Annotated in this window: 14 protein-coding genes and 1 tRNA gene; 11 read left to right on the top strand and 4 right to left on the bottom strand. The window is 44.4% G+C overall.

The window, feature by feature from the left end; all coding sequences use genetic code 11:
- Nucleotides 1-222 precede the first annotated feature (222 nt).
- Nucleotides 223-2,538: an endo-1,4-beta-xylanase gene (locus tag MKZ09_RS10915; protein ID WP_076203170.1), complete on the top strand. Its 2,316-nt coding sequence runs from the start codon at nucleotides 223-225 to the stop codon at nucleotides 2,536-2,538.
- 342 nt (nucleotides 2,539-2,880) lie between these two features.
- On the opposite strand, the gene MKZ09_RS10920 is transcribed toward MKZ09_RS10915, so the two are convergent.
- Complete coding sequence (locus MKZ09_RS10920) at nucleotides 2,881-4,596, bottom strand: ABC transporter ATP-binding protein (protein ID WP_076203173.1); 1,716 nt, start codon at nucleotides 4,594-4,596, stop codon at nucleotides 2,881-2,883.
- Between the two features lie 286 nt (nucleotides 4,597-4,882).
- On the opposite strand from MKZ09_RS10920, the gene MKZ09_RS10925 reads away from it, so the two are divergent.
- Entirely contained in the window at nucleotides 4,883-6,061 is a 1,179-nt protein-coding gene (locus tag MKZ09_RS10925) for a CynX/NimT family MFS transporter (RefSeq protein ID WP_232061515.1), read from the top strand.
- A gap of 91 nt (nucleotides 6,062-6,152) precedes the next feature.
- Here the strand turns inward: MKZ09_RS10925 and MKZ09_RS10930 are convergent, their stop codons facing one another.
- Together MKZ09_RS10930 and MKZ09_RS10935 are read right to left on the bottom strand one after the other, a co-directional pair.
- A complete protein-coding gene (locus tag MKZ09_RS10930) occupies nucleotides 6,153-6,914 on the bottom strand; it encodes a methyltransferase domain-containing protein (protein ID WP_076203176.1) in 762 nt (253 codons plus the stop codon).
- A gap of 171 nt (nucleotides 6,915-7,085) precedes the next feature.
- Nucleotides 7,086-8,300 carry an MFS transporter gene (locus MKZ09_RS10935; protein WP_076203179.1) on the bottom strand — a complete coding sequence of 405 codons (1,215 nt, stop codon included), beginning with the start codon at nucleotides 8,298-8,300 and terminating at the stop codon, nucleotides 7,086-7,088.
- A gap of 121 nt (nucleotides 8,301-8,421) precedes the next feature.
- Here MKZ09_RS10935 and MKZ09_RS10940 point away from each other — a divergent pair, with 121 nt between their 5' ends.
- The 9 genes from MKZ09_RS10940 to MKZ09_RS10980 all read left to right on the top strand — a co-directional run bounded on the left by MKZ09_RS10940 (nucleotide 8,422) and on the right by MKZ09_RS10980 (nucleotide 17,896).
- Nucleotides 8,422-9,237: an AraC family transcriptional regulator gene (locus tag MKZ09_RS10940; RefSeq protein ID WP_076203183.1), complete on the top strand. Its 816-nt coding sequence runs from the start codon at nucleotides 8,422-8,424 to the stop codon at nucleotides 9,235-9,237.
- 123 nt (nucleotides 9,238-9,360) lie between these two features.
- Nucleotides 9,361-9,444: transfer RNA gene (locus MKZ09_RS10945), tRNA-Leu, on the top strand.
- Between the two features lie 171 nt (nucleotides 9,445-9,615).
- Nucleotides 9,616-10,056: an OsmC family protein gene (locus MKZ09_RS10950; RefSeq protein ID WP_076133669.1), complete on the top strand. Its 441-nt coding sequence runs from the start codon at nucleotides 9,616-9,618 to the stop codon at nucleotides 10,054-10,056.
- Between the two features lie 57 nt (nucleotides 10,057-10,113).
- Complete coding sequence (gene lpdA, locus MKZ09_RS10955) at nucleotides 10,114-11,802, top strand: dihydrolipoyl dehydrogenase (RefSeq protein ID WP_076203187.1); 1,689 nt, start codon at nucleotides 10,114-10,116, stop codon at nucleotides 11,800-11,802.
- Nucleotides 11,803-11,990: 188 nt separating this feature from the next.
- On the top strand, nucleotides 11,991-12,404 hold the full coding sequence (locus MKZ09_RS10960) for a MarR family winged helix-turn-helix transcriptional regulator (RefSeq protein ID WP_248549275.1): 414 nt from the start codon (nucleotides 11,991-11,993) through the stop codon (nucleotides 12,402-12,404).
- A gap of 816 nt (nucleotides 12,405-13,220) precedes the next feature.
- Nucleotides 13,221-13,550: a PadR family transcriptional regulator gene (locus MKZ09_RS10965; protein WP_076133666.1), complete on the top strand. Its 330-nt coding sequence runs from the start codon at nucleotides 13,221-13,223 to the stop codon at nucleotides 13,548-13,550.
- Nucleotides 13,547-14,104, top strand: coding sequence for a DUF2812 domain-containing protein (locus MKZ09_RS10970; RefSeq protein WP_076203190.1), 558 nt, complete (start codon nucleotides 13,547-13,549; stop codon nucleotides 14,102-14,104). Before MKZ09_RS10965 ends, MKZ09_RS10970 begins: the two co-directional genes overlap by 4 nt.
- Nucleotides 14,105-14,309: 205 nt before the next feature.
- Entirely contained in the window at nucleotides 14,310-17,414 is a 3,105-nt protein-coding gene (locus tag MKZ09_RS10975; protein WP_076203195.1) for a PAS domain S-box protein, read from the top strand.
- Between the two features lie 86 nt (nucleotides 17,415-17,500).
- The gene (locus MKZ09_RS10980) at nucleotides 17,501-17,896 is read left to right on the top strand and encodes a NusG domain II-containing protein (RefSeq protein ID WP_076133690.1); all 396 of its coding nucleotides are present in this window, start codon (nucleotides 17,501-17,503) and stop codon (nucleotides 17,894-17,896) included.
- On the opposite strand, the gene MKZ09_RS10985 is transcribed toward MKZ09_RS10980, so the two are convergent.
- Nucleotides 17,889-18,764, bottom strand: a complete 876-nt coding sequence (locus MKZ09_RS10985; protein WP_076133663.1) for a TIGR03943 family putative permease subunit — start codon at nucleotides 18,762-18,764, stop codon at nucleotides 17,889-17,891. The genes MKZ09_RS10980 and MKZ09_RS10985 overlap by 8 nt on opposite strands.
- Between the last annotated feature and the right edge of the window lie 25 nt (nucleotides 18,765-18,789).

An 18,789-nucleotide genomic window follows, 5' to 3' on the forward strand; every position in this document is an offset into this window, starting at 1 on the left:
AAAGATCGAAAATAATTAATTTTAGTTCCATAAATGGAAACAAATGTGATATTATGGCGATATAGAGCCCATACTTCATGGATGACCTGCCTAGCTTGGTTCCTCCTGAGGATCGGCTCTGATTTTTTTATTAGGAAGGTGGTGTGGCCCGAGCGGTATCGGGGAACAGGAAGAAACGAAGCCATAAGGTTCGAACCTAATTCAGAAGGGAGAATCGAAGCGATGAAAAAAGGAACTCTTTTGAAAGCGCTTAATTTTGTTTTGGTTTTATGTTTGCTTGTACCTGCGTATTGGGCTGCACCCGCACATGCGGAGAACACGCTTATTCAGCAAAGCGATTTTGAAGATGGCACTGTTCAGGGTTGGAGTGGACGTGGGGAAGTTGAGGTGCTTACAGCCAAAACAGATGCGGCACGCAGCGGCACATATGGCCTGGAGGTAAGCGGCCGAACAAAAACGTGGCATGGACCTTCACTGGATGTGACTAGCCAGCTGGAAGTGGGACAAACTTATGTGTTTATTGGATGGGTGAAGCTGCCTGCCGGATCATCTAACGCGAATATCTATATGTCATTGCAGCGGACATTACCTTCTACCATTCATTATGATAATTTGACCTTTGGTGCAGTGACAGCGAACGGTTGGGTGAAGCTTCAGGCGCAGTACAAGCTATTGGAGCCGGCAGATCAACTTTCTATCTATTTTGAAGTGCCGGGTAGCGCGACAACTTCTTTTTATTTGGATGATTTTCGATTGGAAAAGCTACCGGATCTCGGTCCAATTGTCATCGAGGATGCGATTCCTTCGCTGAAGGATGTGTTTGCAAACAAATTTCTGATCGGCTCGGCGTTTACGAATAGTGAGCTGCTGACAGCTCCGGATCGGCAATTGTTGGCCAAGCATTTTGATAGTGTGACGCCAGGAAATGTTCTGAAATGGGACAGCACGGAGCCGCAGGAAGGTGTGTTTAATTTCGCTGAAGCTGACACGGCAGTAGCTTTTGCTACCGCAAATGGACAGCAGGTACGTGGACATACCCTGGTCTGGCATTCGCAGACACCGGATTGGGTATTCCGTGACGCCAGTGGTAATTTGGTCTCCAAAACGGTGTTATATGAGCGGATGAAGAGTCATATTAAGACCGTTATGGAACGTTATAAAGGTGAAATCTATGCTTGGGATGTCGTCAACGAAGTGATTGACACTTCGCAATCTGATGGCATGCGCCGCAGCCTGTGGTACCAGATCGCGGGTGAAGAGTATATTGAGAAGGCGTTCCAGTTCGCTCATGAAGCTGATCCTAACGCAAAACTATTCATCAATGACTACAATACGCATGAGCCAGCCAAAAGCCAAGCACTATACAATCTGATTGTACGACTTCAGGCTAAAGGGGTTCCTATTGACGGAGTAGGGCATCAAACGCATATCAGCTTGTATTATCCTTCGCTCTCTGAAATCGAGAATTCGATTATCAAATTCAAGGCTTTAGGGCTGGAAACTCATATTACTGAGCTGGATATTAGTGTGTATTCAGATAATTCTCAAGCCTATGAGACCTTCCCAGATCATTTGAAGCAGCGCCAAGCGGCTTTATACAAATCATTATTTGAGATCTTCCTGCGGCACACGGATACGGTCACGAATGTCACTCTCTGGGGGAAGGATGACAGTAATACTTGGCTGCGCACCTATCCGGTAGCCCGTAACAATTGGCCTTTATTGTTCGATGAGCGCCTACAGTCCAAGCCAGCTTATTGGTCTGTATTGGAGACAGTGGCAGCTCCCGTAGTTCCAGCAGCTCCTGCTAACTTGAATGCAGCTGCAGGCAATGGGCTCGTGAATCTTAGCTGGAGCACCTCGGCGGGCGCAACTTCCTATACGGTGAAACGGTCACTTACGAGTGGTGGCCCTTACACCACTCTGACTACGGCTGCCGGGACGAGCTATAGCGATGCGGCGGTTAGCAACGGAACGACTTATTATTATGTTGTGAATGCTGTCAATAGTGAGGGTACGAGCAGCAATTCTGTACAAGCGATGGCTACACCGCAAGGCTCGGGGCCTGTCGAACCGGTCACCGGGCTTGCAGTGGCGTATCGGGCAGCGGATACTAACCCAAATGACAACCAGATGAAGCCCTATTTTAATATTAAAAATAACGGCACAACTGCAGTCGATCTTAGCGAGCTGAGCATCCGTTACTGGTATACGATCGACGGAGACAAGCCGCAATCCTTTTTCTGCGATTATGCCCAGATCGGCACCAGCAAGGTAGCAGGCAGCTTTGTAAAGCTGGACACGCCTCGAACGGGAGCAGATTACTATTTGGAAGTGAAATTCAACGCAGGTGCGGGCATGCTTGCCGCTGGAGGAACTTCCGGGGATATTCAGACCCGGATACACAAGACAGATTGGAGCAATTTTAACGAGGCCAATGATTATTCGTTTAATTCACTTCAGACCGCTTATGCGGATTGGAACAAGGTGACCCTTTATCGGAACGGAGTGCTGGTATGGGGAACAGAGCCGCAATAGCGCAACTAGGGGAACTGAGCTTTAATTGTGCCGTTTTTAATTTTTAGGGAAACCCTCCCTGAAAATAGCTGTTTTATGCTGGTTACTTAGCTTTTCAGGGAAATTCTCCCTAAATATCGCCTGAATACCACTATTATGAGCAAATTGGGGTGAATTTGCGGGAGGTTTTCCCTGATTGCATGTGTGAGGGCAATAAACCAAAGAAAATCAGGGAGGAATTCCTTAATCAAGCATCACGTTTGCTGCAAATAGAGGAGTTACGCGAAAAAGCCAGCCTAGTCGCCAAAAACATGGTGACTAGGCTGGCTTGCTTCATTTTTGCCCAGCTGTGGCAAATACTTTTTAAAAGTTATATTGCGCCTGATGCAGACGGCTGTAAATTCCACCAGCATGGACTAATTCCTCATGTCTGCCTTGCTCAGCGATTCCTTCTTCATTCACGACCATAATCCGGTCGGTATTTTTGATCGTCGTCAAACGGTGAGCGATGACGAGTGTGGTTCTGCCTACGGACAGATCAGCCAGGGATTGCTGAATCGCGGCTTCGGTCTCTGTGTCCAGCGCGGAAGTAGCTTCATCCAGAATCAGAATCGGCGGATTCTTGAGGAACATGCGAGCGATAGCCAGGCGCTGCTTTTGTCCACCGGACAGCTTCACACCGCGCTCCCCGATGACTGTCTCCATTCCATCTGGCAGATTCTGAATGAGCTCCTCCAGATGAGCACGTCGCGCAGCTTCCCAGATTTCAGGCAGCTTTGCATCCAGTTTCCCATAGGCGATATTCTCGCGAATTGTCCCGGAGAACAGGAAAACATCCTGCTGCACGATCCCGATTTGTTTGCGCAGCGATTCCAGCTTCATGTCACGGATATCGATGCCATCAATCGTGATGGCCCCGGCTGTGACATCATAGAAGCGCGGAAGCAGGCTGCAGATTGTTGTTTTGCCTGCGCCGGACGGCCCAACAAAGGCAATGGTTTCGCCAGCCTTTACGTTAAGGCTTATATTTTGCAGAACCGGACGATTCTCTTCGTATCCAAAAGATACATCCTGGAATGTAATATCACCGCGCAAAGCGTTGATCTCCACGGCATCCGGTTTGTCACTGATGTCAGGTTCCGTGTCAATGATCTCCAGATAACGTCTGAAGCCGGCAATTCCTTTAGGATAACTTTCGATCACTGCATTGATTTTCTCGATAGGGCGGAAGAAGATATTCGACAACAAGATAAACGCCACAAATTCACCGATTTGCAGCTCGCCATTGATGAAGAACCATGCGCCGCAGATCATCACCAGGATAGTAATGAGGCGGGTCATCATATAGCTGACGGACAAGCTTCTAGCCATGATTTTATAAGCCATAAGTTTTGTTTTGCGGAACATTTGATTATCTACTGCGAATAAGTCTTGTTCATGCTGCTCATTGGCAAAAGATTGCACGACCCGAATCCCACCGACATTGTCTTCGATACGGGCATTGAAACTGCCTACATTTCCAAATAGCTGGCGATAAGTTGAAGTCATATTGCGGCCGAAGTAGATGATTACCCAAGCCATAATTGGAACGATAATAAAAGTAATGATCGCCAGCTTCAGATTAATATCAGCCATTAGGAGAAAGGCTCCGACAAGGGTCATAATTGCAATAAATACATCCTCAGGACCGTGATGCGCCACTTCGCCGATATCATTTAAGTCATTGGTGATCCTTCCGATTAGATGGCCTGTTTTATTATTATCAAAGAATCGGAACGAGAGTTTCTGAATATGGTCAAACATTTTTTTGCGCATATCAGTTTCGATATTTATGCCCAGCATGTGACCCCAGTAAGTGACAATATACTGCATCACTGTATTTAAGGCGTAAATCGCCAGCAGCGCAACACAAGCGATAAGAATAAGCGGCCAATCTTGACCAGGAAGTAAATCATCAATAAATTTATTGACGGCTACCGGAAAAGCCAGTTCTAGCAGTCCCGCAAAAACAGCGCAGGAGAAATCCAATATAAATAGTTTTCTATACGGACGATAGTAGGAAAAAAACCTTCGAAGCATTCTGTTCACTCTTTTCTGTGGTTTAAATATGAGTTCAAATGAAATTGATTCTCAACTACCCGATGATATGGATACTAAAGATGGTCAGCGGTTTTGTCAATAATTCGGGTATAAAATTACTTAAGGGTTGTAACTTCTAATAGAATAGTAGATGATGGTTCATAGTGTTTAAAATATTTCAAATCCTTGACAAGCTCTGTGCTTGGCGGGGTTATTTGTTTGTAATTTAGGAGGATACACGATGAAAGCTTCACAAAGCGAAGGACACATTCAGAAAAATAGCTTAATGGACAGCAAATATGATCGCTGGCTGCTTGTGCTGGGAATTATTTTTATCGCTGCAGCGCTGCGGGCTCCATTTACTTCTGTGGGTCCATTAATACAATTGATTCAGGATGACCTCGGCTTATCCAATACTCTAGCAGGAGCTATTACTACTTTACCATTATTGGCTTTTGCCATCTTGTCCCCGTTTGCTCCAAAGCTGGCCCGCCGTTTTGGTTTAGCTAATGTGTTATTAGTTGCCATGGTCATGCTGGCTATGGGAATTCTAATTCGCTCGGGATCTGGAGCAGGTCTGTTATTCACAGGTACTGCTATACTTGGATTATCCATTGCCGTGTGTAATGTACTGCTTCCAGGTCTTATTAAAGGGAAGTTTCCTCACAAAATCGGGCTAATGACAGGTATCTACACGGTTTCTATGAATTTATGCGCAGCTATTGCCTCAGGAATTAGTGTACCGCTGGCAACGAATGCTGGATTCGGTTGGAGAGGGACCTTGGCCATCTGGTTTATGATCGCAGCTCTAGCAACAGTGTTCTGGATTCCGCAAATGCGTAAGCTTAATCAAGGAACCGGCTCTAAGCGTGCAGCCTCAAGCAAAAATATGTGGCGTTCATCTCTTGCTTGGAAAGTCACGATCTTTATGGGCTTACAGTCACTCCTTTATTACGTCTTTATTGCCTGGTTTTCGGTTCTCCTCGGTGAACGGGGAATGTCGTCGAGTAATGCGGGTTGGTTTCTCTCGCTCATGCAATTGGCACAGCTACCCTTTACTTTCTTCGTACCGCTGTGGGCAGGCCGGATGAAGAACCAACGTATTCTAGTTATAATCACTGCTGTTCTTTATTTCATCGCATTAGGTGGCATCTGGCAAGGCAGCGGCGCTTTAATGGCTGTCTGGGCGGTATGCTTTGGTATTGCCGGAGGATTTGCCTTCGGTCTTGCGATGATGTTCTTCAGTCTAAGAACAAGAAGCACGCAAGAAGCGGCGGAGCTGTCAGGAATGGCCCAATCTGTGGGTTATGTACTGGCAGCAATGGGACCGGCATTATTCGGCTGGCTGCATGATGTAACGAACAGCTGGACAGTGCCATTGATTTTACTGCTGGGTGCAAGTGTGCTGTTGATGGTTGTCGGACTTGGCGCTGGCAGTGATCGATATGTTGGAGATAGAAAATAGAATCTCGTGTAAAAAGAGTGTACTAACGCGTACTAAGCGCCTGTGCACTCTTTTTTTGGTTATTGAACAAGGGCAGTAATTCTCATCTATATTAGCTTCGTTTGTAAGCAACAACCCGGATTCTGCGATAGTCCATTACCCAGCGGCCGTCCTGATATAGCGTGGGTTTCAGTTTCTGTTCCATAGAAGAGAGAACTTCTGCGCGTTCAGTGGGTGTGAGCACACTTAAGATTCCATCGGCAAAAGTATTCAACCACCGCTGAAATCCTTGCTCCAAGCCTTCCAGTGGTGTTGGCCGGTCAAAACAAAGAGCGAGGTCCACGGTCAGTCCGTGCTTCTCTAGTAGAGTTGCGTACTCGCCAATGCTTGGGAAGTACCAGGGCAAATGCAGCTTATGACTACAGCCAATGGCTGCAAAAGCTTGTGGAAGGCCAGCGACGATGGAAGCAATATTGCCCAGTCCACCGAACTCGGCCACGAAACGGCCGCCTACCCGCAAGCTGGCAACGATGGACGTCGCCGCTCCGTTTGCGTCTGTTAGCCAGTGAAGGGCAGCGTTGCTGAACACAGCATCGACTGGCTGTTCCGCGACATAAGTTTGCCCATCAGCTAAGACAAAGCTTAGATGGGAATGTTTGTCACGGGCTGTCTGAATCATTTCGGCAGAGGCATCAATACCTGTCACAGTGGCGCCACTAGCAGCTATGACTGCCGCCAAATCCCCGGTTCCACAGCCCCAATCGATAATCTGTTCGCCAGGCTGTGGGTGAAGCAGCTCAATCAAAGATTCTCCAAACTGAGATACAAAGGCCATATCAGTATCATAGGTTTGGGTATTCCACTGCTGGTTCATAAGTATTCATCCTTTCTATTGATAGATTATTCAGACATCTCCGTCATAACGCCATACTTTATCTATGTTGTACCATATGAGATCTTATAATAGAAATATATAAACTGAATAATATTGATTGGTTGTGCCTATGAGTATGAGGCTAGGCGAGTAAAATTGTACCTCTGACTGTTATCCGAGGGTATGTCCCCTAAGCTTGGCATCTGCTGGCAAAAATATAGCTAGGAGCCCAAGCAGTGGCAGGTAAGCACATAGATGGATGACGAAGGAAACATCCGTTTGATCGATTAGCCAGCCCATGATAACAGAACCGAGTCCAGCCAAGCCAAATGCCAGACCGAAAAACAAGCCGGATACGGTCCCAATTTTGCCAGGTAATAATTCCTGGGAGTATACAATAATTACCGAGAAGCCGGACATGAGGATGCCGCCAATCAGGCCACAAAGAATAAAAGACCAGAAAGGTGTAGCATAAGGTAACAGTAATGAAAAAGGTGCTGTACCCGCTATGGAAAACCAGATAATTTTTTTGCGCCCAAAGCGGTCGGCAAGCGGTCCGCCGAGTAAAGTGCCGAGTATACCTGCAAATTGCAAGACAAACAATGGGATCTGTGCATCTTCGAACGGTCGCTGGAAACGTTCTATGTAATAGAAGGAATAGTATCCGGTCATGCTGGCGATATATACGAATTTGGAGAACAGCAATACGATCAATAAGCCAATCGCCAGTGCGACGAAGCCACGTGAATGCTTTACAGCCACTTTTGTGGTCTTGACTGTCTTTGGTGTCTCTAGCTGCTGCTTATACCAACGGCTGACTGCGTACTGTAAAGCGATGCCAAGTACAGCAGCAAAGGCAAACATAATTAGCCCTTTTGTGCCAAAAGGCATGACGAGAAAACCAACAGCGAGCGGAGCCAGAGCTTGACCGGTATTGCCTCCGACCTGAAACACAGATTGGGCCAGACCACTGCCTTTGCTGGCAGCCAGATGAGCTACGCGGGATGATTCCGGGTGCAGCACGGAGGAACCGATACCAAGCAGCATGGCTGATATGAGTAGTCCGGCAAAATGTGAAGAATAAGCCATACCAATTATGCCAATTAGAGAGAACAACATACCACCCGGCAGCAGCAGTGGCATGGGACGTTTGTCTGTTATACTGCCGATGAACGGCTGCAATATGCAGGCGGTAACGTTGAGCATAAAGGCAATCCAGCCAACCTGAACAAAGCTGAGGCCAAGCGTCTGCCGCAGTAATGGGAAAACTGCTGGAACAGCAGACTGCATCGCGTCATTTAACAGATGTGCGAGGGTCACGCCAATCAAGGCATAGACAGAGTACGAGCGGGCCGCTGCCAAGGCAGGGCTTGATGCGATTTTCATAGGAACCATCCTTTACCGATTGTCTTATTTGGTAGCTTAGCGTACGTCTGATTGATCTGTCGTCGCGATTGGTGCTGTTCTTCTGAGCATTTTTTGCTATACTGAACTCGGGTGAGTGACCATGCAAATACACATGACGACTTCACGGATTGAATTGTGGAGAATTGAGAATAGCTTCGCCAACGAAAAACATTGCCACGACAATATGTATCAGATTACCGTACCTGTTTACGGTTCTTGTGCTTTTGATTTGGAGAATCGTTCTTATCAATTGAGAAGGGGAGAAGCCCTGATCCAGTACCCGCATGACAGACATTCGTTTCAGATCGGAAACGGAGATGGTGTAGTGATCATCCAACTGAAGAATCTTCCTGAGATTTGGGAACTTGAACGCCCCTGGGAGCCTGTGATGAAGCAATATTTGAATGTCGACGAACTGCTTCAGCATCACCGTAAATGGAATCTGACCCTTTGCTCAGCGGATCGGTTAGAGACGGGCTTGATCGAAGAGACGGAAGCTGAGGTTTTGGGTTATCTATCCCAAGTCTTACAGGGCAATCACCAGACTGACTTGAATACCCCATTAAAGAAGGCACCTTTGGACTGTGACGATCCTCATCTTGTCAGGGTGCTTGAGTATATGCGGGATTGTTATATGAAGCCCGTTTCAATCGATAAGCTTGCGGGAATTGCGGGTATGAGCCGGTACCATTTCATCCGTACTTTCAAAGCCCAAATAGGGTATTCTCCGTATCAATACATGTTGGTAATCCGAGTTGATGAGGCGAAACGGCGCCTTCGCTCTACGAGACAGACTGTGACGGATATCAGCTTAGATGTAGGATTTGCGAGTCCAAGCCAGCTTTACCGTACCTTCCAGAAATTCATGGGCGTTTCGCCTGAACAATATCGCCAGCAACAAGCCTATTTGATTTAAATAGGTGAGAAGCCCTTAGTTTGTTTATGTGTTATATGAAACTAATATAAAAACCTTGCGTTTTAAGTGCAGAGGGAGTATAGTATTATGTACAGGCGGTTTTGGTCGCCAGTTACATAATATGCGGTCATGGCGGAATTGGCAGACGCGCTGGCTTCAGGTGCCAGTGGTAGCAATATCGTGGAGGTTCGAGTCCTCTTGACCGCATCCTATCAACAAAAACAGGTTTCTGATTTACCTATTCAGGTAGATTGGAAACCTGTTTTTTTATTGAATCATGGTCGAGTTCATCTTCAAAAAATACTTACTTAGCTAAGTATTGATATTCACCGATTACTATGTTATTATTTTCACAATCTTAAGGAGGAGGTAATACATATGTTGACTACTTTTAAAGCGACAGCTAAAAAACTGCCTAATGGAATGCAAGTTGAAACGAATTCTAGAGGTTTTAAGATTATTATGGACGAACCAGAGGATTTGGGGGGGACCGATGTTGGTTTGAATCCCGTCGAGGCATTATTGTGTGCTTTTGGTGCATGTCAGTCCATTGTCGCTAGTGCCTTTGCAGACGCTAACGGTTTTAGCTTCGAAGAATTTTATGTTGAACTTGAAGGAGACTTAGATCCGGATGGTTTCATGGGTCTTGCAGATGTGAGAAATGGTTTCCAAGAAATTCGTTTTGTTATGCATTTTAAAACCAACGAAAGCCAAGAAAAAGCAGATGCTTTTGCGGACTTTATCGAGAAGACATGTCCTGTTGGAGATTGTCTTGCTAACGGTGTGAAGCTGGTAAAAGCAGGCGTAGTCATTCACTAATACATTCGCTTGAGGGGGCTCTTTATGAGACCCCTCAAGGATATGAGGAGCTTAACGATGGAAATAAAAATGTCTATGATTCCAGGTGGGAAAAAGGGGAAAGCAGGCAAGATAAATGTAGATATCGGTGACAAGATATCTGCAGGAGATACCTTGGTACAGATTGAAACTGGAAAAGGCAACAGATCAATTGAAGCGGCAGAAGAGAGCATTATTATCAATATATTATTTGAAGAGGGTAGCGAGATTGCCTCAAATCAAGTCTTATTTGAAGTAAATCCGATCCAGGATGAGGCTCCGGTCCAATCATCTATCCCACAACCTGCAGTCGCCGTGCAACAAACTCATGCTATAAACCCTGACTTGCTTATCATTGGAGCAGGGCCAGGAGGTTACGTTGCCGCTATTTATGCAGCAAAAAAAGGACTTCAGGTAGCGATGATTGAGAAAGAAGAATTAGGAGGTACCTGCTTAAATGTTGGCTGTATCCCTACAAAATCTTTAGTCAAATCATCTGAAATCTGTCATAACATAAAAAATTCCTCTTTGTTTGGTATAACAACAGGCTCTGATCTTCAAGTGGATATGAAGCAGGTTATTCGACGTAAAAATGAAGTCAAAGAGAAATTGGTCTCCGGCGTTGGTTATTTAATGGAAAAAAACGGTGTTCAGGTGGTTCGTGGCCACGCTTCGTTCCTATCGGCGCATGAAGTGAAGGTAACCGGCGAAAATAGTTACCATATTTCAGCAAAAAATATCATTGTGGCAACAGGCTCGAAGATTTCCAAGGTGAATATCCCAGGAATTGATCTGCCATTTGTAATGAACAGTACTGAAGCGCTCGCCTGCGATGAGTTACCAAAGGTGATAACTATCATCGGTGGCGGGGTTATCGGCATGGAATTCGCCTTCATTTACCGTAACTTAGGAGTTGAAGTTCATGTTGTAGAATTTATGGATCGTCTGCTTACAATGCTGGACAGTGATATTTCGGTAGAAATTATGTGTTTAGCACAGCAGGCTGGGATTCATATTCACACCAACTCCAAGGTTTCTAAAATCCAACGTGCGGATGATGGTCAGGCGATTGTAACCTATGAGAATAGTGAGGGTGAGCATCTGCTTGTTAGTGATAAAGTATTGGTCGCTATTGGACGCGAGCCTAACCTAGAGGGTCTGGATATCGAAAAAGCAGGTATTCAACTAAATGTACGTGGTAAAGGTATTGCCGTTGATAATCAAATGCGTACGAATGTAGAGAACGTGTTTGCGATTGGCGATGTAACCAACATTGTACAGCTTGCTCATGTTGCTTCACATCAGGGCATTACAGCTGTAAACACCTTACTCGGCGAATCCCAAGATATGCATTATTCCGCAGTACCGAATGTAATTTTCACCTCTCCTGAGATTGCCAGCGTCGGGCTGTTGGAAGATGAATGTAAGGAGAATGGGCTGGACTATCGTGTGAGTAAGGCATCTTTTGCAAGTAATGGAAAAGCATTGACTATGAATGAACCGGAAGGTTTTATCAAATTAATCAAAGATAATGGCTCCGGAAAGATTGTGGGAGGGTCTATCATTGGTCCCGATGCGTCTTCTCTGATTAGTAGTCTCACACTTGCGATTGCCAATGGGCTTACGGAACAACAGATTACACAGACAATCTTTGCCCATCCAACTACTGGGGAAGTAATTCATGAAGCTGCATTCGGTTTAGGAATTGGGGCGTTGCATCAAGGATAAGATGTTCTATGTATCTCGGGAGACGGATCCCCTACTGCAGCCTAAATAAATAAACTATTTGATCGCTTGAAAAGTATGTTCAGCTTCCTTAATATATTTTGCTATAATAAATTAGAAAAGAGTTGATTATTTTAAGATAAAACAGTTGGGATTGGTTGGTGTAAACATTGTTTAATTTAGATGACTGTATGGCCTTTATTGCAAACCGTAGTGCAAAAATATTCGCGGAAGCCTTGGAAAAGGAATTTCGGCCGTATAATATGACCCGGAGCCAATGGATTGCGATGTATTACATCTATACCAGTGAATCCATTACCCAGAGAGAACTAGCAGATAAAATGTCTATAAAAGAGCCCAGCGTAGTCAGGCTGCTTCAAAAACTAGAATCTGAGGGTTTCTTGCATCGCTCTGGCACCCATGCGGATAAGCGAGTCAAGCAGTTGGAATTGTCAGATAAGGGAGTACAGATCTATCTCGATTTACTGCCAGTTGCCGAAAAGTTTAAAGATGATACGATCACCAATATTTCCGAACAGGATCTTCAAACGTTTAAAAATGTACTAGGTGTCATGGTTGAAAATGCCTCAAAAGAGAGACCATAAAAAACTATGCAGAACAAAATAAAGAATAGGTCAGGTTGGGTATGTTCTTTTTTTACATATCTTATCTGGCCTATTTTTTTGTATACACTTGTGTAGTTTTAGTATATGTACGAACATTGTCCGCCATAATCAGATGGTTGAAACGGTAAATTTGTTTAGAACATCAAAGTATCAAAGGCGAATCTTGTGGGGGAGTACCTATATATTCAGAGCGTTGATTGGACTATTACCCCGTCACGAAAGCTTATTGAATAGTGTCTGCTAACGGACTGTAGTGTCTGCTAAGTGTAGTGTCTGCTAACGGACCGTATGGCCGTTATTATTGATATTTGGCACATTTTACAGGGGTTTCGGACTGCATAGTGCTTATTGCTAAGGAATCGTGTGAAAAGCGAGTGTTTGGTGACGAATAGCTGCATCTGAGTCCGAACGTAAGCTAAAACACGCTATTTTTCGGAAATAGCTGCATTTGAGTTCGATACATCATAATGAGGAAGGAATAGTTGCCACGGTGGGAGTAACTAGCTGCTGAGTGGTGGACATCCAGATGAGCAGCATACATGCAAATAAATTAGTTTTCGTGCAAATAAACAGCGTCCATCTAATCAGCAGCATTCATGCGGAGACCATCTATCCGTCAAATAGCAACGCTCCAAAATCCGTCCTAAGTTAATTGCTAGGCGTTTTCTTGTTGCGCTCATGATCGCTGCGATGAAAAAAATGGGTGTTTTTGTATTGACAATTATATCGGCTTCCGTAATAATGGTATTACGGAAGCCGATATATCGACAACAGTAATAGAATGGGGATGAAAGGATGCCTGAAAGCACAGAAAGAGGCGCATTAACTGAAGCTGTATTTTATATCTTATTGTCTCTATATACAGCAATGCACGGATACGCAATTATGCAGAATGTGAAGGACTTAAGTAACGGTCGGGTTGATCTCGGCGCGGGCACTTTATACGGAGCACTTAACACTTTACTGGAAAAAGGCTGGATAAAAGCAGTGGAAGGAGAGCAAGGTTCCCGCAGAAAAGAATATGAAATTACCGGCTTAGGAAAGTCAGTGATTCAGGGAGAGATTATCCGTCTGGAAGAATTGATAGCCAATGGTAAGAGAATAGCTGGAGGTGAGTCCAAATGAAACATGTGGTTCGCAAGCTGATTTGGGATTATGAGAAGGAAGAAAAGTGGCTTAATGAAATGTCTGCGAAGGGGATGGCTCTATCAGAATTATCCTGGTGCAAATATGTGTTTACAGAGACTCCCAATAATGAGTACACGTATAGAATTGAGCTTTTAGATAACTTGCCGGATCATCCGGATAGCATCAAATATCTCAAGTTTTTAGAGGAAAACGGTATAGATTGTGTTAGTACTTACATGCGCTGGGTTTACCTTAGAAAGAAGTCAGTGGAAGGTCCATTTGATATTTACACAGATCTGGAATCCAGAATAAAACACTATAAGCGAATCAACAGGTTATGGAAATCTGTAATGTGGCTAGAGTTGATTTTAGGTCTATTTAATGTGATGATTGGTGTAATAAATTATTCTTTTTCATCACAGAATCTCAGTATGGTAAACGTAATAATGGGCGGAATGTTGATTTTGTTAGGTCTTGTTTTTTTAATTCTTGGTGCACCTATCCGTAAGAAAATTAAGAAGCTTCAACTGGAAAATTTGATAATAGAATAGGACTTTAGAGTTGTAACATGCACACACGGCAAGTTTCCTTTTCAGAGGGAGACTTGCTGTTTATTTTTGCGGAGTTTTACTGCGAAATTTACCAGTCTATCATTTAGGACTCAACTATCAAGCTTATTTACCGAAAAAAAGGTATACTGAAATTATTACAAGTTTGTTAATATAGTCCCCCATTTTCAAAAGAGGAGGCTTACAGGTGTCTGATTTTCTTTTTAAACAGCTATACTTACGGTCTTCTATCGGGATTGCGGTAGTCTCTCCGAAGGACGGGACGTTATTACAATCGAATCCTGCGCTATGCCAAATGTTTGGTTATGCAGAAGAAGATCTTTTGAATATAAATTATCTGGATCTTGTGTATCCGGAAGACACAACTAATAACGATCATTCCGTTATCCTGAACGATTTGCTAGCTGAGCCTGGGACTGCATTGGAGAAAGAACGGCGGTTCTTGCGTAAGGATGGCGATATCATCTGGGTAGCCCAACATATATTTTTAATCTATCAGGAGAATTCTAGTGAACCCTGTGTCCTGATTTCTGAGTTAACGGATATCACTGACCGAAAACTTGCTGAACAAAAGATTCAGGAAGATGAGCAGTTATATAATTTGATTACGAAAAATACACCGGATATGATTTCTTTTGGTGATCCTGACGGGACACTGCATTACGTATCTCCCTCAGTGGAGCTGCTGTTAGGTTATTCTGCACAAGAAATGATAGGTACCAAAAGACCCGAGTATTATCACGTAGATGATGCTCTAGAGATGATTGAACAAGGTAAGATATATTCCGATACGGACGTATTTACTCGTAGAGCCCGTCATAAAGATGGACATTATTTGTGGATCGAGAGTTCTTCCCAAGTGGTACGTGATGAGCAGGGGACCGTTAAACAGATATTAACCATTGGTCGCGATATTACTCAGCGCAAGAAATACGAGGATATGCTGGCTAAAGCTCAACACCTTGCGAAGATGGGATCCTGGGAATGGGACATGACAAAATCACGCCTGACGGTTTCCAGAGAGATGCGTAATATTTTTGGCTTTTTGGAAGATGAGAGCAATCATTCTTATTTTGATTACAGACGTGTTTTTGCTTGCATTGATCCTGACGATTTCATCAGACTTGAACGGTTAGTACATCAATCCATGGAGAATGGGACTAATGGCGAAGCAACGGTCCGTATTCATAGTGCGGATGGAGAGCTGAAGTTTCTGGATGCGCACTGGGAAGTGATTACGGATGAAGAAGGAAGACTGCTGCAAATCAGCGGGATAGCCCAGGATGTCACCGAACGTCAACGAATGGAAGAACAACTGCGGGAAAGTGAGCAGAACTATCGTCTGATCTCAGAAAATTCTATGGACTTCATTTCACGTAATGCAGCGGACGGGAGCTTTACCTATCTGTATGCCTCACCCATCTGCCAGACTATGTTTGGCTATGCACCAGAAGAAATGTACGGAACTAGAGGGATTGATTACATACATCCGGAGGACAGAATCAAATTAACTTCATATCTCAGCAATTGTATGGAAGGGAAGAAGCTTGAGCCTGTTATTCTCCGGTTTATTTGCAAAGACGGAACCTGTATTTGGACAGAAACGACACTGCGGTATATTTACTCTGAGACCTGCGGGAATCAGGAGCTTGTCTGTGTAACCCGCGACATTGGGGAACGTACGCGTCATTTTGAAGAAATACAGAAATTAAGTAACGAGTATGCCTTGATCTTGAATTCGGTCTCTGAGGGCATATTTGGGATGAACCTTGAAGGCAACACGATGTTCATTAATCCAGCAGCCATTACTATGTTGGGTTTCGATCCTACTGAGTGGGGAAACAGCAAATTTCATGCGATTCACCAGACCTGGCTGGATAACGAGTCTTTTACAGGAATTCAGAAGACGCTGCTTCCTTCGCGCTCCAATAATCTCACTATTGAAGATAGGGAGGGTGTGTTTTGGAGGCAGGATGGTTCAAGCTTTTTAGTCAGATATCGAATGACCCCACTGTTTGATGGTGATGAACGGATTGGGGCGGTTGTCGTCTTTCGTGATATCACGGAGGAGAAGGAGATTGTGCGGGCGAAGGAGTCTGCCGAGGAAGCGGACCGGGCAAAATCGGAGTTCCTAGCGATCATGAGCCATGAGCTGCGTACGCCTATGAACGGTATTATTGGGATGGCTGATCTTTTATCTGGGACGGAGCTGGATGAAGAGCAAAGCTACTACACACAGATCATTAACAAAAGCGGAGAGGCATTGCTTCATATTCTGAATGAAGTGCTGGATTTCAGCAAAATTGAAGCAGGCATGATGACGCTTGAACTGCAAATGGTGGATTTGCATGAAGTGATACAGAACGTTTGTGAACTGTTTTATCCGAAGGTTAAGGAGAAAGGGCTTTTACTTACTAGCGAGTTATCTCCTGAGCTTCCAGCCGTCATCATGACTGATGGGGCGAGATTGCGTCAAATTCTCGTAAATCTGGTTGGGAACGCAGTGAAATTTACGGAGACAGGTGAAATCAGTATCTCTGTTATGTTAGAAGCCTCAGAGGCATCCGGAAATCTTATCGTGAAATTTATCGTAAAAGATACAGGGTTGGGGATTCCAGTTTCCAGCCAAGGTCTATTATTTCAATCCTTCTCGCAATTGCATCCGTCGATCAATCGTAAATATGGCGGAACAGGGCTTGGACTTGCCATAAGTAAAAAGCTGGCCGAGCTTCTTGGCGGATCTATCGGTGTCAATAGCTGTGAGGATGAAGGCTCGGAGTTTTATTTTACAGTGGAGGTCTCTCTACCCAAAGAGGAATGGGATCAGAAAGTGACCGTCAACGCCTCAACAGATGTGGTCAGAAATGATAAATCTGCTGTTAAAGAGTTAACTGCCGGTGAGTATGGACCGATGTCCATTCTTATTGCGGAAGATCATCCTGTGAATCAGCAGCTTATGCAGGCTTATCTGAAAAAGAGGGGATATGTTCCTGACCTCGCTTTAAATGGTGAGGAAGCGGTTCGGGCCGTGCTTTCCAATCATTATGATTTGGTATTTATGGATATTCAGATGCCTATTATGGATGGAATAGAAGCAACGGGAATCATACGTGAGAAGCTTGGACTGACTCCAATCATCATTGCGGCTACAGCCTTTGCAAGAGATGAAGATAAGATGATGTGTCTTAGTGCTGGAATGCAGGATTTCATTTCTAAACCCATCTCGATAAAAGAGCTCGACCGGGTATTAAGAGAATGGTCTGCCCAAATTCGTTTAGGTGAGCATCATTGACAAATAGGGTTATGATTAATATATTGATATTAATCGTAATCATTACGTATATTATTTGTCATGAAAGGATTCTTACCTTGTTAACAATGAAGCGCGGGGATATTTTAATTATTGTGATAGCCTTGTTAGCTGCGGGCTTGATTTATGGCATGAAGTGGTGGGACAGCAGCAATGAGCAATATCAGCAAGGGGATTTGAAAGCTATAATTACGGTGGACGGTAAAGAGTACAAAACCGTTTCTTTGACTAAAGAAGAACAAATTATAGATATTCAAACGAAATTCGGCCACAATACGCTAAAGGTGTTTGATTATGGAATCCAAATGACCTATTCTGATGCTCCCTTAAGAATTGCTTTGGAAATGGGGTTCATCTCAAGACCCAAACAGCAAATTATCTGTATTCCAGCTCGTATTATGGTAGAAGTATTTAATCCTAATATGTCTGAGCATGATGAGGATGAGCTAGATGCGATTATTTAGTAATCTTAGTTGAGCCTTCTAGCTCCTTCCATGCGGTGATAGAGTCAGGACTGGTGTAGATGTAAGGTGTTGCGGGTTGTTTGACAGGTGTAATAGACTCTGCACTAATTTGCATAATTTCTTGACCTTTATAGGGAACAACTTGAAGCTTGCCCCGGACCTCTATCCAGGTATCGGTAGGCGGGCTTTTTAGTGTGCCCGAATCCACTAATATCCCAAAAGGTGTAGCATCGGCAGTACAGCATTGGACCAGAAATCTACCTATGGCAAAAGAATTCTCTGAATGTTCACCTTGATCACGATATAAAAAGCCGGAAATAGTAATTTCTTTGCCTGCAAATTGTTGTTTGTACAGGTCAAGCGCACCTAAGGTTTCGGAGAAAATCGCTGAATAAACTGGGACCACAGGTTGTGCATAAAGGATCTTGGCCAGCTCAGTAAGCTCCTCATGGTAAGGATCAATGGACTCGAATCTCGCGGAATTTTTAGCTTCAGTGGGCAAGGAGGATAGGGAGATTCCTTTTTTAGCGGCAGCCATACTTCCTAAAGCGCGATCCGGAAGAAGAAATCCAAGCAGCAGTGGAAAAAGGAATAATCCATATAGCGCTGTACTTTTGAAAAAAGAATGTGGGAGCCGATGCTCGCAGTCACAGAGAACACTGCCTTTGCCAAATAAAGCCTGTACGGCCAGACTGAGCGCCATAAGTGTTAGCGGGATTGGGCATAATTGAACCCAGCGTGCCAGTTTAGGAGCTACATAATAATGCAAAGCGTCCTGCTGTACCAGATGCCCGATATAGAGGGCGAAAGCGAGCAGAATGACCGCCCTTAACAAATAGTGAAACCGGATGCTACGAGAGTCATTCATGCTCTATCCTCCTACCCATGTTGTA

This window comes from Paenibacillus sp. FSL R5-0908 (genome assembly GCF_038006245.1).
Classification (GTDB): Bacteria; Bacillota; Bacilli; order Paenibacillales; family Paenibacillaceae; genus Paenibacillus_AQ; species Paenibacillus_AQ odorifer.

Excerpts from the sequence above, each read along its gene's own strand:
- MKZ09_RS10930 (WP_076203176.1), bottom strand. The coding sequence starts at position 6,914 with ATGAACCAGCAGTGGAATACCCAAACCTATGATACTGATATGGCCTTT.
- MKZ09_RS10935 (WP_076203179.1), bottom strand. The coding sequence starts at position 8,300 with ATGAAAATCGCATCAAGCCCTGCCTTGGCAGCGGCCCGCTCGTACTCT.
- MKZ09_RS10960 (WP_248549275.1), top strand. The coding sequence starts at position 11,991 with ATGGCCTTTATTGCAAACCGTAGTGCAAAAATATTCGCGGAAGCCTTG.
- MKZ09_RS10915 (WP_076203170.1), top strand. The coding sequence starts at position 223 with ATGAAAAAAGGAACTCTTTTGAAAGCGCTTAATTTTGTTTTGGTTTTA.
- MKZ09_RS10925 (WP_232061515.1), top strand. The coding sequence starts at position 4,883 with ATGGACAGCAAATATGATCGCTGGCTGCTTGTGCTGGGAATTATTTTT.
- lpdA (WP_076203187.1), top strand. The coding sequence starts at position 10,114 with ATGGAAATAAAAATGTCTATGATTCCAGGTGGGAAAAAGGGGAAAGCA.
- MKZ09_RS10965 (WP_076133666.1), top strand. The coding sequence starts at position 13,221 with ATGCCTGAAAGCACAGAAAGAGGCGCATTAACTGAAGCTGTATTTTAT.
- MKZ09_RS10920 (WP_076203173.1), bottom strand. The coding sequence starts at position 4,596 with ATGCTTCGAAGGTTTTTTTCCTACTATCGTCCGTATAGAAAACTATTT.
- MKZ09_RS10985 (WP_076133663.1), bottom strand. The coding sequence starts at position 18,764 with ATGAATGACTCTCGTAGCATCCGGTTTCACTATTTGTTAAGGGCGGTC.
- MKZ09_RS10950 (WP_076133669.1), top strand. The coding sequence starts at position 9,616 with ATGTTGACTACTTTTAAAGCGACAGCTAAAAAACTGCCTAATGGAATG.
- MKZ09_RS10980 (WP_076133690.1), top strand. The coding sequence starts at position 17,501 with ATGAAGCGCGGGGATATTTTAATTATTGTGATAGCCTTGTTAGCTGCG.
- MKZ09_RS10970 (WP_076203190.1), top strand. The coding sequence starts at position 13,547 with ATGAAACATGTGGTTCGCAAGCTGATTTGGGATTATGAGAAGGAAGAA.
- MKZ09_RS10940 (WP_076203183.1), top strand. The coding sequence starts at position 8,422 with ATGCAAATACACATGACGACTTCACGGATTGAATTGTGGAGAATTGAG.